This window comes from Microlunatus speluncae (genome assembly GCF_009299835.1).
In the GTDB taxonomy this organism is placed as follows: domain Bacteria; phylum Actinomycetota; class Actinomycetes; order Propionibacteriales; family Propionibacteriaceae; genus Microlunatus; species Microlunatus speluncae.
Map to the genome: position 1 here is coordinate 1 of NZ_VKCZ01000015.1, position 14,734 is coordinate 14,734.

Annotated in this window: 13 protein-coding genes; 2 read left to right on the plus strand and 11 right to left on the minus strand. The window is 69.2% G+C overall.

The window, feature by feature from the left end; all coding sequences use genetic code 11:
• Positions 1 to 541 precede the first annotated feature (541 nt).
• Both FNH24_RS20845 and FNH24_RS20850 read right to left on the minus strand, forming a co-directional pair.
• On the minus strand, positions 542 to 1,219 hold the full coding sequence (locus FNH24_RS20845; RefSeq protein WP_152364172.1) for a polysaccharide deacetylase family protein: 678 nt from the start codon (positions 1,217 to 1,219) through the stop codon (positions 542 to 544).
• Positions 1,216 to 2,076: a glycosyltransferase family 2 protein gene (locus FNH24_RS20850; RefSeq protein WP_152364173.1), complete on the minus strand. Its 861-nt coding sequence runs from the start codon at positions 2,074 to 2,076 to the stop codon at positions 1,216 to 1,218. The genes FNH24_RS20845 and FNH24_RS20850 overlap by 4 nt, the downstream gene beginning before the upstream one ends.
• 119 nt (positions 2,077 to 2,195) lie before the next feature.
• Here FNH24_RS20850 and FNH24_RS20855 point away from each other — a divergent pair, with 119 nt between their 5' ends.
• Together FNH24_RS20855 and FNH24_RS20860 are read left to right on the plus strand one after the other, a co-directional pair.
• Entirely contained in the window at positions 2,196 to 3,059 is an 864-nt protein-coding gene (locus tag FNH24_RS20855) for a hypothetical protein (protein ID WP_217428387.1), read from the plus strand.
• Between the two features lie 321 nt (positions 3,060 to 3,380).
• Entirely contained in the window at positions 3,381 to 4,844 is a 1,464-nt protein-coding gene (locus FNH24_RS20860; RefSeq protein ID WP_161606240.1) for a DUF4082 domain-containing protein, read from the plus strand.
• Between the two features lie 24 nt (positions 4,845 to 4,868).
• Here the strand turns inward: FNH24_RS20860 and FNH24_RS20865 are convergent, their stop codons facing one another.
• Genes FNH24_RS20865 through FNH24_RS20905 form a run of 9 tightly spaced genes read right to left on the minus strand, consistent with a single transcriptional unit; the run spans position 4,869 to position 14,600 of the window.
• Positions 4,869 to 5,762 carry a hypothetical protein gene (locus FNH24_RS20865; RefSeq protein WP_152364175.1) on the minus strand — a complete coding sequence of 298 codons (894 nt, stop codon included), beginning with the start codon at positions 5,760 to 5,762 and terminating at the stop codon, positions 4,869 to 4,871.
• 23 nt (positions 5,763 to 5,785) lie between these two features.
• Positions 5,786 to 6,058 (minus strand): acyl carrier protein, encoded by a 273-nt coding sequence (locus FNH24_RS20870; RefSeq protein ID WP_152364176.1) that lies wholly within the window; start codon positions 6,056 to 6,058, stop codon positions 5,786 to 5,788.
• 39 nt (positions 6,059 to 6,097) lie between these two features.
• Positions 6,098 to 7,327 (minus strand): pyridoxal-dependent decarboxylase, exosortase A system-associated, encoded by a 1,230-nt coding sequence (locus FNH24_RS20875; protein WP_152364177.1) that lies wholly within the window; start codon positions 7,325 to 7,327, stop codon positions 6,098 to 6,100.
• Entirely contained in the window at positions 7,324 to 8,922 is a 1,599-nt protein-coding gene (locus FNH24_RS20880) for an acyl-CoA ligase (AMP-forming), exosortase A system-associated (protein ID WP_217428388.1), read from the minus strand. Before FNH24_RS20880 ends, FNH24_RS20875 begins: the two co-directional genes overlap by 4 nt.
• A complete protein-coding gene (locus FNH24_RS20885; protein WP_152364178.1) occupies positions 8,919 to 10,271 on the minus strand; it encodes a UDP-glucose dehydrogenase family protein in 1,353 nt (450 codons plus the stop codon). Before FNH24_RS20885 ends, FNH24_RS20880 begins: the two co-directional genes overlap by 4 nt.
• Positions 10,268 to 11,665: a glycosyltransferase family 4 protein gene (locus tag FNH24_RS20890; protein WP_152364179.1), complete on the minus strand. Its 1,398-nt coding sequence runs from the start codon at positions 11,663 to 11,665 to the stop codon at positions 10,268 to 10,270. The genes FNH24_RS20885 and FNH24_RS20890 overlap by 4 nt, the downstream gene beginning before the upstream one ends.
• Before the next feature lie 17 nt (positions 11,666 to 11,682).
• Positions 11,683 to 12,720: a TolB-like translocation protein gene (locus FNH24_RS20895; RefSeq protein WP_152364180.1), complete on the minus strand. Its 1,038-nt coding sequence runs from the start codon at positions 12,718 to 12,720 to the stop codon at positions 11,683 to 11,685.
• Complete coding sequence (locus FNH24_RS20900; protein ID WP_152364181.1) at positions 12,717 to 13,988, minus strand: MFS transporter; 1,272 nt, start codon at positions 13,986 to 13,988, stop codon at positions 12,717 to 12,719. Before FNH24_RS20900 ends, FNH24_RS20895 begins: the two co-directional genes overlap by 4 nt.
• Positions 13,989 to 14,600: an acyltransferase gene (locus FNH24_RS20905; RefSeq protein ID WP_152364182.1), complete on the minus strand. Its 612-nt coding sequence runs from the start codon at positions 14,598 to 14,600 to the stop codon at positions 13,989 to 13,991.
• Positions 14,601 to 14,734 lie beyond the last annotated feature (134 nt).

Below are 14,734 nucleotides of genomic sequence, written 5' to 3' on the forward strand. Positions count from 1 at the left end.
GTGTTGGTGAAGCCCAGTGTTTGGTCGGTGTCGAGCGTGGGCAGGTCGATGACGACTCCGTCGCCGTCGATCACCGCAGCCCCCGATTCCATACCAGCAACGTTATCCGGCACCACTGACACTCTGTTCGGTCACGATTCCGGGACTCGAAACGGCCGCGATCGGGCTTGCCCTTCGACAGGCTCAGGGGACGAGGAGGAGTCGACCGGCTGAGTGATCGGCGGGGACCGGCTGAGTGAAGGCGCGAGCACCGTTGGTCGAGCCGTTCCCGCTGGTCGTGGGGGATGCGCGGGGTGTTCGTTCCCTGAGCCCGTCGAAGGGCGGCCCGTTGATCACCCGGTGCGATCGGCAGATCTCAAGCAGAGCGCAATCCAGCTGGCCCTTCGACAGATGCAGGGGATGAACGCTGACACTAGCCTCGAGCCTTCATGATCTTGGTTCGGGTTCGGTGTCCCAGGGCTGCGGCTGGGTTGCGCAGCCAGCCGAGGTCGGGCAGCGCCCGGAATGCCACTGCACTCGGGGAGATCACGAAATATCGAGGCTAGGTGCGGACGGCGATGCCGGGGCGTTGGCTCTTGTAGAGAGCTACGGCGCGGTAGCGGGCCCGCTGCTTCAGGGATCGTGGTCCGAACAGTTCTCGCTCCAGGCCCGAGATGGTGTCCGTGTCGCGCACGCTGTAGCGCGGTTGCAGCCAGGCACCCTTTTCGGCCGGCGCGCGATCACTGGAGAAGACGCGGCGATAGCCGAGGCTGCGCAGTCTTCCCAGAACCTTGCGGTCGTAGCGGCCCAGCGGCAGCGCGGCCTGGGTGATCGGGCGTCCGACCACCTCGGCCAGTCTGTTCCGAGCGGTGATCAACTCGCGGTCGAGTTCCTGATCATCGAGCGAACGCCAGGGGCGGTGATCGAGACCGTGGCTGCCGATCGCCATTCCGGCCCGGCCGATCACCCGCAGGTCGTCGGGGCCGAGACTGCCAGGCCCGTCCAGTCGGCCGGCCACCGGGAAGAAGGTCGCGGTCAGCCCCCGCCGCAGCAGGCCGGCCAGACCATGATCGAGATCGGAGAGATTCCCGTCGTCGAAGCTGAACCGGACCTCCGGACGATCACCGAACCGATCCAGCACCTCCTCGAACAACCCGGGCTCGATCCAGTAGCCGTCCTCGTCCGGCTCCAGCTCACGCGCCGGCCGGCCGATGCCGTGGAAGCAGATGTTGATGATCATGACCGGGAGGAACTGTCGCTGGTCCAGGCGAGGCCCTGGCGCGATCCGGACCGGGCCAGGCCGGCCGCGATCACGGTGATCGCGGCGTAGACGACTCCGGCCGGAGCCAGCCGGGGTTCGGGGACCACGACATCGCGCAGCCAGGCCCAGTGATCAGCCGGCCGGACGGTCCGGCCGATCAGACCGCCGCGGTCGGCCTGGCGCAGCGCGGTGTTGCCGCGGCGGACCCGGGTCAACCGTCGGATCAGTTGGCCGAGTCGCCGCGGCGTCGCCACCTCGACGGTGACATCCAACCGGAGCTTCTCGCTGTCGTCGAAGATCGAATCGAGGAAGAGATCATCGGCGATCACCTCGGGAAACCGGCCGAACCGGCTCCGGCCGCGGGTCGAGAGGGCGATCACGCCGCGCCCGAACAACCCGTCCTCGTACACCGGAAGCCGTTGATTGATGGCGAAGTAAGCGCGGACCGGCCATGGTCGGCCGGCCAGTTGCAACTGTCGCTTCGGCACCGCCGCGCGGGCCGGGCCGTGCACCGGCAGGGCGCGGTCCAGGGCCGCGAGGTAGCCCGGTGGCAGCAGGATGTCGGCGTCCAGATAGACCCGGCGCGACCCGCGGGCCACCCGGTCGGCGGCGTTCAGCGCCCCGGTCTTGCCCGGCCGCTCCAGATCCAGCACCACCACCCCGGGATGGCGGCCGGCCACGGCGACGGTGTCGTCCTGACAGCCGTTGGCGGCAACGATGATCTCGTACGACGGCGCATCCCGCTGGGCCCCCACCGCGTCCAGACAGGAGTCGATCACCGCGGCCTCGTCGTGGGCCGCGATGATGATGCTGATCGAAGGTTCCGTCGCCGCCATCTGCTCCCCCCGAGTAGTACGACGATCCGTTGCAGCCAACGATAATCCCGTCGGCGCCGGACCGGGCGAAATTCCGGAAACCCCACCCTGGCAAGGATCGATCAACGTATCGTCAGCTTGTGACTGCCGGTGGAGAACTCGACCTCCGCCCGATCACCACGGCGGACGTGGGCGGGGTGGCGGCGTTCCTGCGCGCGGAGCTCAACGGCCGGCTCTCCGTCGAGACCTGGGCCGCCGCGATCGTCCCGCCGTGGCCGGTCGAGGCGCCGAACCACGGCTTCCTGCTCGCGGCCGGCGACCGGATCGTCGGCGTCCAGCTCGCCGTCTATTCGGAGCGGTTGATCATGGGCCGGCCCGAGCGGATCTGCAATCTCGCCGCCTGGTGCGTGATCGAGGAGTACCGGATCCACGGCGTACGACTGCTGCGGTCGGCCCTGGCCCAGCCGGGCTACACGTTCACCGATCTTTCGCCCAGTGGCAACGTGCTCGAGGTCAATCGGCGGCTGCGGTTCACCGAGTTCGACACCCGATCGGTGCTGTTGCCGAACGTGCCCAAGCTCGGCCGCAGCTCGATCGACGTGACCGGATCCGACGCGGCCCTGGCCGGCACCCTGACCGGCGATGATCTTCGTCACTACCAGGATCACCGCGGCTGTCTGGCCGCCCGGCAGGTGCTGATCCGGTCCGGCACCGAGCACTGCCACGTGATCTACCGGAAGGATCGGCGGAAGGGGATCTCCGCCTTCGCCTCGATCCTGTACGCCAGCGATCCGGAGCTGTTGCAACGGGCCCTGCCCGACTTCCGGTCGTACCTGATCCGGCGCGACCGGCTGATGGCGACGCTGGCCGAGATCCGACTCGTCGGCCACCCGAACGGCGCCGTCGACCTCCCGGAAACCCGGCGCAAGATGTTTCGGTCCGACCGGCTCGACGCCGACCAGCTCGACTACCTCTACAGCGAGCTGACCTGCGTTCCCTGGTGAATTCCGAGGCTCCGGTTGCCAACGGCAGAGCCGACCGTTATCGTGCCGTTATATTCGTTCCTGGTTGATCGAGCGCGGCCGGAGCGGAGCTCGAAGTCCAGTTGTGGGGGCATCACAACTGACAGCTCAGGATCGAACGGGGAGTCGTCCCGACGGTGCTGCGCGCTGTCATGGAGGGAAGGCCCCATGGTGTTTCGATCGAAACACGCCATCATCTCGGCCGCCGGCCTGTTCGGGCTCAGTGCGTGCCTCAGTATCGCCAGTACCGTGGCGGCGGTCCCCGGAGACCGTATCGCCCGCTCATCAGCAGAAACGCCGACCGTGGCCTCGGGCCCGGAGGCCGGCGAGCGCCGGTCCGGTGACCAGGACAGCCGCCGCTACGACGCCGGCCAGCAGCACGCCGGTGAGCAGCGCGGCCGGTCGGCCGAACGGGACCGGATCCGGGTGACCCAGGTCGACCTCGGACTCCGCTTCACCGTCGCGTCCGACGGCTCCATCGTCGGGCTGCGCTACCTGCGCACCGACGACGAGTCGCGGGCCCGCCGCGGCACCCTGCGCGACGAGGCCGGGGAGGCCGTCGCTCGGGTGCAGTTCAGCGGCGACGCCGACTCCGGCTGGCAGGACGCCCGCTTCGATCGGCCGGTCCGGGTCGAGAAGGGCGACACCTATCTCGCGACGATCGGGACCAAGACGGGCAAGCGACCGGGCCTCAGCGGCTGGTCATTGTTCGACCGCGGCCGGATCGACGCCGACCAGCTCGTCGACGCTGCCCGGGTCCTCCGGATCGCCGGCACCGACACCTGGCGGACCAGTGAATCCGAGCCGACCAGATCCGGCATCCAGCCGCTGTTCCAGGCCGCGAGCCCGGACCCCGAGCCAGAGCCGACGCCCAAGCCGGATCCGACCCCGAAACCGGATCCGACGCCGAAGCCCGACCCGACGCCGAAACCGGATCCGACGCCGAAACCGGATCCGACGCCCAAGCCGACCCCGACCCCGGCTCCGGACGACGGAAAGTTCCCGGGCCCGGACAACACCGGCGTTCCGGCCGGCACCAAGCTCACCCCCTATGACGGCCCGATGACGATCACCAAGGACGGCACGGTGATCGACGCGAAGGAGATCCGCGGTCGATTGGTGATCGAGGCATCGAACGTGACGATCAAGAGATCCAAGATCAACGGCAACGTTGACTCCGATACCGGCTCCTCCTCGGTGGTGATCGAGGACACCGAGATCGACGCCGGAACGATCCAAGGACCTGCCGTCGGGTTCCGGAACGTCACAGTCCGCCGATCGAATCTCTATGGTGGCAAGGACGGCGTGAACTGTGGCACCAACTGCCTGGTCGAGGACTCCTGGCTGCATGATCAGGCCCTGCCGGCAGGTGCCGATTGGCACAACCAGGCCTACCTGTCGAACGGTGGGACCGGAGTTGTGCTTCGAGGAAACACCTTCCAGTGCTCCCCGAGGGACAACTCGGCGAAGGGCGGTTGCACGGCCGATGTCTCGTTCTTCGGTGACTTCTCCAGGATCTCCGACATCACGATCACCGGAAACCTGTTCAAGGCGACTCCTGGTGGCTATTGCGGCACCTTCGGCTACAACAGTGGCAAGCCGTACGGGACACCGAGCAAGGTTGTCGTCACCGACAATGTGTTCGAGCCCGGATCCGGCGGCAAGTGTGGCTACTGGGGCCCGGTGACCGGATTCTCCGGCGGTGACGGGAGTTCGTGGTCCGGCAACCGTTGGGTCGACGGCAAGGCCATCAATCCGGCCAAATGATCTCTGCGGCGGCGAGGTGCCGGCTCAACTCGGCAGCACGGGCCCTCCGTCCGTCCACGTGTTGTCGGCGAGCACCGATCCCGGTGGGGTCGACGTCACCGGTCCCTCGCCGCCGCAGACCCCGGTCGGGCCGCGGTCGAAGACGTTCCCCGTCAACTCGACCCGGCCCGCCTCGGCGCCGAACTTCTTGTCCGGGTCGTAGCCGAGCCGGACGCAGTAGGCGCCGGGCGTGGCCTGGAACAGGTTGTCCTTGATCACGATCCCGGTGATCGGGGCGAAATCGCCGAAGAAGGAGGCGGCGCCGGAGCAGCCGCCGCCGACGGCATTGTCCGGCGGGGTGCAGGTGATCGTGTTGCCGGTCAGCCGGACGCCGTCGCCGCCGTTGGAGAGGAACCCGTTGTTGTGCCACTCGCCGTCGGCCGGCAGAAACTGGTCATGGAGCAGCGAGTCCTCGATCACGCAGTTGTCCCCGCACAGCACGGAATGCTGGCTGCCACGAACTTCTGTGCGCCGGATCGTCAGGTTCGAGTAGCCGACCGACGGACCTTCATAGCTGCCGCCGTTGATCTCGGAGTCCTCGATCACCACCGACCACTCGGATCCGTCCACATCGACCGGTGGCAGCCGGGACGATCGGATGATCACGTCGGCGGCCTGGATCACCAGGCGGTCGCACTCGATGATCATCCCGTCGAGCTCGGTGCCGGCCACGGTGATCGTGCACGGCCCCTGGTAGGCGGTCAGTTCGGTGCCGTCCGGCACTCCGGTCGTCGTCTCCGTCGGGTACACCCGCGGCGGTGGCCCGGGAGTCGGGTCGTCGTCATCGATCGGGCTCGGCGTCGCGAAACACCCGCCGGCCGCGAGCAGCAGCACGCCGACGGCCGGCCAGACCAGGCCGCGCAGTCGGTTCCTGATCATGGTCGATGGTCCGAAACACGCGGTCAGGCGGTGACGCCGACGAGCTTGTGATCGACGAAGTCCACCAGCGATCCGACCGAGTCGAAGATCTGGCTGCCGAATTCGTCGTCCTCCATCACGATGCCGAACTCGGCCTCCAGTCCGGCCAGCAGATCGAGGACGGCGAGCGAGTCCAGCTCGGGCATGGCGCCGAACAGTCTGGTCTCCGGGCCGAGCGAGCGGCCGCCGTCCGGGAGGCCGAGGGACTCGGCCAGGATCGCCCGGATCCGGTCCAGATTCGTCGCGGTGGTGGTCATGTCTTTCCTTTCGATGAGGGGGCCAAAGTTGCTGGTCATTCAGACCAGCACCTCGGTCGGCGCCGGATGGCCGAGGAAGGCGGTCGGGCTGGCGGTCAGGCCGTACGCGCCGGCCTGGAAGATCACGATCAGGTCGCCGAGATCGGTGCGCGGCAGGGCGACCTGATCACCGAGCAGGTCCAGTGGGGTGCAGAGCCGGCCGACGATCGTGGCCACCTCGTCCGGTGGCTCGGTGATCAGATTGCCGACGGCGATCGGGTAGTTGCGCCGGATCACCTGACCGAAGTTGCCGGACGCCGCCAGTTGGTGGTGCAACCCGCCGTCGACGACGACGAACTGGCGGCCGCGGGACTCCTTGCGGTCCAGGATCCGGGTCACGTAGACGCCGCTCTCGCCGACCAGATAGCGGCCGAGTTCGATCACGGTCCGGGCGTGCGGCAGATGGGTGGCGATCGGCCCGTCGATCAGGCTGGCCAGGTTGGCCGCGATGGGCTCCAGGTCGAGCGGTTCGTCCTTGTCCGTGTACGGGATGCCGAAGCCGCCCCCGAGGTTGAGATAGCCGATCGGGCCGGCCAGGCTCGCGGCCAGCTTGATGATCAACTCGACCGTCCGCCGCTGCGCCTCGCAGAGGATCTCCGAGCGCAGGTTCTGTGAGCCGGCGAACACGTGGAAGCCGATCAGGTCGAGATCGAGGTCGGCGATCCGGTCCAACAGGGCCGGCACCTGTTCGGCGTCCACCCCGAACTGCTGCGGGCCGCCGCCCATCCGCATCCCCGATCCGCGGACGGCGAAGTCGGGATTGACCCGGACCGCGACCCGCGGCTGCAGCGACAACGCCAGGCCGGCGGCGGCGATCCGGTTCACCTCGGTCACCGACTCGACCTCGAGGGTCACCCCGGCGGCGACGGCCCGTTCGATCTCGTCCGGTCCCTTGCCCGGCCCGGCGAAACTGATCCGGTCCGGCCGCATCCCGGTGTCCAGGGCGACCGCCAGCTCACCGGCCGAGGCCACGTCGAGCGAGTTCACCTGGTCGGCCAGATGCTGCACCACGGCGGGCATCGGGTTGGCCTTGATCGCGTAGCTCAGCTCGAGGCCGGCCGGCAACACCTGCCGCAGGCTCGCCACCCGCTCGGTGATCAAGGACCGGTCGTAGGCGAAGAACGGCGTGCCGCCGACCCGCGCCGCGAGCCGGGACAGCGGGATGCCGCCGACCGCGAGCTCGCCGTCGATCACGGCGAAGCCGGCCGGGCCGGACCGCAAGGTGATCATGATCGGAGCTCCGTCCGGATCAGCGTGCGGTCGTACTTCCCGTTGGCCGAGCGGGGCAGTTCCTCGCGGACGATCACTTCGGACGGCACCTGGAACAGCGGCAGTTCGCGCCGCATCGCCGCGATCAGGGCGGTCGGCGTCAACGGGTGGCCGTTCTCGGTGGCCAGCAGCACGATCCGTTGCCCCAGCCGTTCGTCCGCGACGCCGAGGGCAACCGCGTCCCGGACCATGCCGGTGGCGTAGGCGGCCTCCTCGATCTCGGTCGGGCTGACCCGGTAGCCGGAGGTCTTGATCATCTCGTCGTTGCGCCCGACGAAGTAGAGATAGCCGTCCTCGTCCCGGACCACCCGGTCGCCGGACCAGACGGCGAGCTCGGACTGTCGCCAGCCGTCCGTCAGGCCCGGGACCGGGCGGAACCGTTCGCTCGTCCGGACGGGATCGTTCCAATACCCGAGGGCGACCAGGCTCCCCCGATGCACCAGCTCGCCCTCCTCACCCGGGTCGCAACGAGACCCATCCGGACGGACCACGAGGATCTCCGCATTGGGAATGGCCTGGCCGATCGAGTCCGGGCGGAGATCCACCTGAGCCGGCTCGAGATAGGTCGAACGGAAGGCCTCGGTCAGGCCGTACATCAGGTACGGCAGCGCGGTCGGAAACAGGGTGCGCAGCTGGGCCAGCGTGCTCCGCGGCATCCGGCCACCGGTGTTGGCGAAGTAGCGCAGCCGCTCCCGCGCCTCGGCCGGCCACTCGACGCTGATCAACTGCAGCCACAGCGGCGGCACACAGGTCAGCCCGGTCACGCCGTGCCGCTGGCACAGCCGGGCCACCTCGGCCGGCAGCAGATAGTTCATCAGCACGACGTGCGCCCCGGCCAGGAATCCCGTGGTCAGCTGGCTGAAGCCGGCGTCGAAGCTGAGCGGCAGCACGGACAAGATCACGTCGTGATGATCATTGCGCAGATAGCCCGCGACGCTCTCGGCGCCGGCGATCAGGTTGCGGTGGCTGAGCACCACACCCTTCGGACTGCCGGTGCTGCCCGAGGTGTAGAGGATCGCCGCCGGGTCGAGATCGACGCCGGCCGGCGTCGGGTTCGGCTCCGCCCGGGTCGCGGCGGTGATCACCGATTCCAGGGTCTGGATCCGCGGACCGCCGTCCGGCAGCGCGTGCTGGGGCGGTGGCCCGATGATCAGGATGTGTTCCAGCGACGCCATGCCGCTCAGCACCGGCAGCAGCGAAGCCAGCCGTTCGGTTGTGGTGATCAGGAGCCGCGCCGTGCAGTCCCGCACGATGTGGCCGACCTGCGGTGCCCGGAGCACCGGATTGATCGGTACGAACAGCCCGTCCGCGACCGACGTGCCGAAGATCGCCTGCACCGTCTCGATCCGCTTCTCGGCGAACACCGCGACCCGGTCACCACGGCCGAGACCCAGCCCGGCCAGCCCGGCGCCGACGGCGGCGACACCGCGCCACAGCTCCGCGTAGTCGAGCGTCCGGTCTCCGACGGTCAACGCTGCTGCCGTCGGTCGGATCGTCGCGCTGTGTTCGATCAGGTGATGCAGCCTGGTCCGTGGCCCATTGATGATCATGGTCATCGTCTCCCCATCCCCCGATAGGTCCAGCCCGCCGCCCGCCAGCGGTCCGGGTCCAGAGCGTTGCGGCCGTCCAAGATCACCGGCCGGTCGACGAGTTCGCGCAGCACGGTCGGATCCAGCTGCACGTACTGCCGCCATTCGGTGAGCAGCAGCACCAGGTCGGCGCAGTCGACCGCGTCGTCCAACGAGGTCGTGACGCTGAGCCGCGGGTGGCTGCGGGCGACGTTGTCGACCGCCTGCGGATCGGTGATCACGACCCGGGCCCCGAGCGTGGTCAACTGCTCGGCCACGTCGAGCGCCGGGGAGTCCCGGATGTCGTCGCTCTCCGGCTTGAACGCCGCCCCGAGGATGGCGATCCGCCGCCCCGCCACCGAACCACCGCTGGCCTCCACGGCCAGCTCGGTCATCAGCGAGCGCCGGCGCAGGTTGATCGCGTCCACCTCACGCAGGAAGGTCACCGACGACCCGGCGCCGAGCTCGTCGGCCCGGGCGACGAAGGCACGGATGTCCTTGGGCAGGCAGCCACCGCCGAAGCCGAGGCCGGCGCCGAGGAAGCGGCGGCCGATCCGCCGATCATGACCGATCGCGTCCGCCAGTTGCACCACGTCGCCACCGGCGGCCTCGCACAGATCGGCCATCGCGTTGATGAAGGAGATCTTGGTCGCCAGGAACGCGTTCGCCGCCACCTTGGTCAGCTCCGCCGTCGGATAGTCGGTGATCACCACCGGGGTGCTGTTGGCCAACGCCTTGGCGTAGACCCGGTTGAGCAGCTCGACCGCGACGTCGCCGGTCGCGTCGTCGGGCACCCCGTAGACCAGCCGGTCCGGGGCCAGGGTGTCCTTCACCGCGTGGCCCTCACGCAGGAACTCCGGGTTCCAGGCCAGCACGGCCGCCGGCTCGACCGCGTGGATCCGGTCCCGCAGCCGGGCCGCGGTGCCGACCGGAACGGTGGACTTGCCGACCACCAGATCGCCCGGCTTCAGGTACGGCAGCAGCCCGTCCACCGCGGCGTCGAGGTGCCGCAGGTCGGCCGCGTAGCTGCCCTGCTGCTGCGGCGTTCCGACACAGAGGAAGTGGATCCGGGCCTGGCGGACCTCGGCCGGATCGGTCCCGAACCGCAGCCGGCCGACCCCGACGCCGTCGGACAACAGCTCGGCCAACTGCGGTTCGTAGAACGGCGGCCGCCCCTGGGCCAGCCGGTCGATCTTGGGCTGATCGACGTCCAGGCCGATCACGGTGTGCCCGAGGGCCGCCATCGACGCGGCATGCACCGCGCCCAGATAGCCGCAGCCGATCACCGAGACCGTGAGGTAGCTCTCGGCCAGCTCCGGGTCAGGAAGATTGATCATGGTGTGGTCCGATCGCGAATGAACCGACGCAACTCCGATTCGTCGGTGAGGTCGACATATCTGCGGCCCTGCTCGTCGAACGCCGGCTCGAACGACTCGTGCATCAGATCCGCCTCGTCCGGGTCGAACGGCTCGTCGGGCTCGTGTTCCGTCTCGGTCAGCCGGTCGTAGAGATCGACGTACGCCAGCGACTGCGGCCGCCAGTCCAGCTCGGCCGACACCCGCCGCCGGGCCCGGAGTCCGAGCTCCACCCGAAGCCGGGGATCGTCCAACAGGGCGACGACCTGATCGGCGAACGCCTCGCGATCACCGGAGGGCACGTAGCGCACCGAGTCGCCGCCGGAGACCCTGGTCTCGATCAGGTCGAAGGCCACCGACGGCAGCGCGTAGGCCATGTATTCCATCGTCTTGTTCATCGTCGAGACGTCGTTCAGGGGCGTCTTGAGGTCCGGGCTGAGCCCGACATCGGCAACGCTCAGATGCTCGGCGATCATGGACCGGTCGGCCCGCCCGGTGAACGTCACGTAGTCGTCCAGTCCGAGCTCGGTGGTCCGCCGCCGGAGGTCGGCCAGGCAGTCGCCGAAGCCGAGCAAGGTGGCGTGCACGTCGCGCCGGCCGCGCCGGTGGACCAGGTCGTCCATCACGTCGATGATCACGTCGACCCCGTCCTGCGGCCCCATGATGCCGAGATAGACCAGGCTGAACTTCGCCCGCCGCTTCGGCTCGGTCGGATAGACCGGCCGCATCGTCCGGGTGTCCGGGCCGCTGCGGACCACGGTGACGTCGGCCGGTGATCGCCGGCCGCGAGCGATCGCGATGCCACGGTAGGACTCGTTGGTGGAGATCACCTTGTCCGCCACCCGGTACGTCATCCGTTCCAGCCACCGCAGCCCGGCCAGCTCGGCCCGCCCCTTGGCCGACTGCGGGACACCGAACCGGGACAGGAAGAGCTCCGGATTCAGGTCGTGCTGGTCGAACACGAAGGACACCCGCCGGGCCCGCCAGAGCCACGCCAGCAGCCAGTACGTGTCCGGCGGGTTGCATGCCTGGATCACGGTGAAGTGGTGCCGGCGCCAGACCGTCATCGACAGCCAGGCCGTGCGCAACCAGCTGTAACTGAACTCCAGCAGGAATCCGGCCAGCCCGCGGGCCTCCGGTGCCGGCCGGTACTTGTACAGATGCACGCCGTCCAGCCACTGCTCGGGCGGATCGTCGGGCCCCTTGGGACAGATCACGCTGACCCGGTAGCCGGCCGCGACCAGGGCCTGGCACTCCAGCCAGACCCGGCGGTCCAGCGGCACCGGGAGGTTCTGCACGATGATCAAGATGTGTTCGGCCGGGGCGGTCGACGTGGCCGGCACCGACGGCGCGACGAGCGACAGGGCGGTAGTCATGGTTGTGGTCCGTTTTCTCACCGGGAACCTCCTCGTACCACGGCCGGCGAACCGGCCTCGGGGATGGCGATCCGCGCAGCGCCGGTGCCGTCGGCCGGGGTGACCCAGACGTCGGTGACCGTTGCCTCGTCGCCGGGACGCGGGATGGCGTACAGGAGGTGGCCGTTGTCCAGCCACTCCACTTGATCATCGACCGAACGATCGTCGGCGATCATGGTCTCGACCCCGCTGGCGAGATCGAGGACGGCGATCCGCCACTCGACCGGCACCTGCTGCGGGAGTCGCTTCTTGTAGGCGATCTTGGTGCCGTCTGGCGACAGCGACGGACATTCGACGTTGCCGCGGATCGAGGTCAGGGTCCGTTTCGACACCGATCCGCGCATCAGCCAGGTGCTGTCGGCGATGGCGGCGGTGACGTAGAAGGTGTCGTCGTCGGCGGCGAACGTGACGCCCCAGAAGTTGCGGTTGACCGCGGTCATCGGGCGCCCGTCGACGACCGCCGCGAACTCCTCGAGATTGCCGACCCGGCGGCCGTCGTGCCGCACGATCGTCTCGGTGGAGAAGGACGATCCGGCGTAGGAGTGACCGGTGACGAACGTCGTCGTCGCCACCATCGCGCCGTCGGCCGACATCCGCACCCGGCTGGGCAGACCGATGAGCTCCTCCTCGGCGACCGGCCGAAGTCGATCATCGAGACTGATCAGGCGATAGCTGGGCACGATGCCCCGCTTCGCCGCGACGCAGGCACTGGAGCCGGGGGTGGCATAGATCCGTTCACAGCCGAGGTCGAGCACGGTCCGCGGCCCGGCCGCGTCGTCGGCGCCGACCACGGCGAGCTTGCCGTAGTCGGGCCCGAGCCGGCTGGACCGGAAGACGATGTGCGGCCCCTCCAGCGCCGGGATCGAGCCGACCGGCGTGGCCTCGGTCGGCGCCCCGGTGACGGCCCGGGTGCTGTTCTGGACCAGGTAGATCCCGGCCGCTCCGAGCGCGATCACACTGATCGCCACCAGCAGCGTGATCCGGAGCCGGGTGGTGATCATCGGTGGGCTGATCATGACGCCGCCGCCCTGCGGCCGGCCTTGGCCAGCAGCCAGCCGGCGACCGGGATGACGGCCAGCAGCCCGGTGGCGACGACCAGCAAAGCGGTCCGCTGATCGGTGAACTGCCAGAGCACTCCGAAGCCGACCGACGCGCCGAACCGGGCGATCGCGACCACCGTCTGGGCGGCGGCGATCCCACTGGCCCGGCCGCTTTCCGGCGCCTCCTGTGCGGCCAGGGCGCTGAGCACCCCGTCGGTGGCCGCGTAGTAGAGCCCGAGCAGGCCCAGGATCGCGATCACGCCGACGATCCCGACCTCGCCGCCGGCGGTGATCAGGTACGCGACGAGCAGCAGCACCTGGCCGCCGAGGAAGATCTTCCAGCGGCCGAACCGGTCGGCCAGCCGGCCGAACGGGACGGCGAGCAGCAGGTAGGTCGCGCTGGTGCCGACGAAGAGCAGCGGGAAGGCCTGCGGCGGGATGCCGCCGGAGTCGGCCAGCGCCAGATAGATGAAGCCGTCGCCGATCGTCATCAGGCCGAGCAGACCGGCGGCGATCAACAACCGGGCGTTCCGCGGCCGCACCAGGTCCCGCCAGCGGGGCCGGTCGGGGCGCCCCTCGACCGCCGCGGTCAGGGCCCGGTTGCGTTTGGCGCCGGGCACCGCGAGCACCAGGACGGCCACGCCGATCACGGCGAACGCCGCCGAGACGGCGAACACCGACCGGTAGCCGCCGAGCCCGTACGGCACCGTGACCAAGATCGCGAACGCGAGCAGCGGGCCGATCAACGCCCCGGTGGTGTCCAGCGCGCGGTGCACGCCGAAGTTGCGGCCGAGGGCGCGCGGATCGGAGGCGGCGGCGATCATGGCGTCCCGCGGCCCGGTCCGCAGCCCCTTGCCCAACCGGTCGACGCTGATCATCGCGGTGATCGGCCAGAATCCCTGCAGCAGCAGCAATCCGAACCTGGACGCCGCCGAGGAGGCGTAGCCCAGCGTGGCGATCGGCTTCGGCCGCCGGGTGGTGTCGGCCCAGAAGCCGCCGACCAGCCGGACCAGAGCCGACACGGCCTGGTTGATCCCGTCGATGAAGCCGTACGCCAGCGGCCCGAAGCCGAGGACGACGGTGAGGTAGAGCGGCAGCACGGCGGCCACCGACTCCGACGAGACGTCGGTGAGCAGGCTGACCAGACCGAGCCCGATCACCGTCGCCGGGATCCGGCTCTTGATGCCACCGGGGACGCCCTTGGCTTTGGAGCCGGTCGGGGATTCACGCAGCGAGACGTACATCTAGCCCGCCTCGCGGACCCGCACCGGGCCGAGTTCGATCACGCCGGACACCGAGCTCGCGTACCGCCGGCCGCAACGGCAGCGCAGCGCCTTGTCCAGCCGTTGGCCGCAGGCGCAGACCCAGCCGTGCTGGCGCGCCGGGTTGCCGGCCATCAGGGCATGGTCCGGCACGTCGGTGGTCAGCACCGCGCCGGCGCCGGCGAACGCGTTGTGCCCGATGGTGATCCCGCAGACCACGATCACGCCCGCGCCGAGTGTGGCACCGTCGCAGACCCTGGTCGAGAGCAGGTCGGGCCAGCTGCGCTTGATGCTGGCCCGCGGCCGCAGATCGTTGGTGAAGATCACTCCGGGGCCGAGGAAGACATCGTTCTCGATCCACACCCCGTCGAAGATCATCACCTGGTTCTTGACCGTCACCCGGTCGCCGAGCTCGGCGCCCCCTTCGACGAAAGCACCGCCGCCGATATTGCAGTCCCGCCCGATTCGGGCGCCGGCCATGACATGGGCGAACGCCCAGATCCGAGTTCCCGCACCGACCTCGTTGCTGTCGCACAATCCCTGCGGATGGACGAATACCCCGTCCGCTGGGTTGGTGTTCGGTGCCGGCGCCATCGCCGACATCAGCAGACACCGGAGTTCGGTACGGAATTCCGCACATGCAAAACCGCTATTCTGGCAAACATCATGCCCCCCGACTTTCCCAGAAGCTGCCCGTCACCCCCGTGACGGCGCAAGTCAGCAGCCAT

Excerpts from the sequence above, each read along its gene's own strand:
- FNH24_RS20845 (WP_152364172.1), bottom strand. The coding sequence starts at position 1,219 with ATGATCATCAACATCTGCTTCCACGGCATCGGCCGGCCGGCGCGTGAG.
- FNH24_RS20850 (WP_152364173.1), bottom strand. The coding sequence starts at position 2,076 with ATGGCGGCGACGGAACCTTCGATCAGCATCATCATCGCGGCCCACGAC.
- FNH24_RS20865 (WP_152364175.1), bottom strand. The coding sequence starts at position 5,762 with ATGATCAGGAACCGACTGCGCGGCCTGGTCTGGCCGGCCGTCGGCGTG.
- FNH24_RS20870 (WP_152364176.1), bottom strand. The coding sequence starts at position 6,058 with ATGACCACCACCGCGACGAATCTGGACCGGATCCGGGCGATCCTGGCC.
- FNH24_RS20875 (WP_152364177.1), bottom strand. The coding sequence starts at position 7,327 with ATGATCACCTTGCGGTCCGGCCCGGCCGGCTTCGCCGTGATCGACGGC.
- FNH24_RS20880 (WP_217428388.1), bottom strand. The coding sequence starts at position 8,922 with ATGACCATGATCATCAATGGGCCACGGACCAGGCTGCATCACCTGATC.
- FNH24_RS20885 (WP_152364178.1), bottom strand. The coding sequence starts at position 10,271 with ATGATCAATCTTCCTGACCCGGAGCTGGCCGAGAGCTACCTCACGGTC.
- FNH24_RS20890 (WP_152364179.1), bottom strand. The coding sequence starts at position 11,665 with ATGACTACCGCCCTGTCGCTCGTCGCGCCGTCGGTGCCGGCCACGTCG.
- FNH24_RS20895 (WP_152364180.1), bottom strand. The coding sequence starts at position 12,720 with ATGATCAGCCCACCGATGATCACCACCCGGCTCCGGATCACGCTGCTG.
- FNH24_RS20900 (WP_152364181.1), bottom strand. The coding sequence starts at position 13,988 with ATGTACGTCTCGCTGCGTGAATCCCCGACCGGCTCCAAAGCCAAGGGC.
- FNH24_RS20905 (WP_152364182.1), bottom strand. The coding sequence starts at position 14,600 with ATGGCGCCGGCACCGAACACCAACCCAGCGGACGGGGTATTCGTCCAT.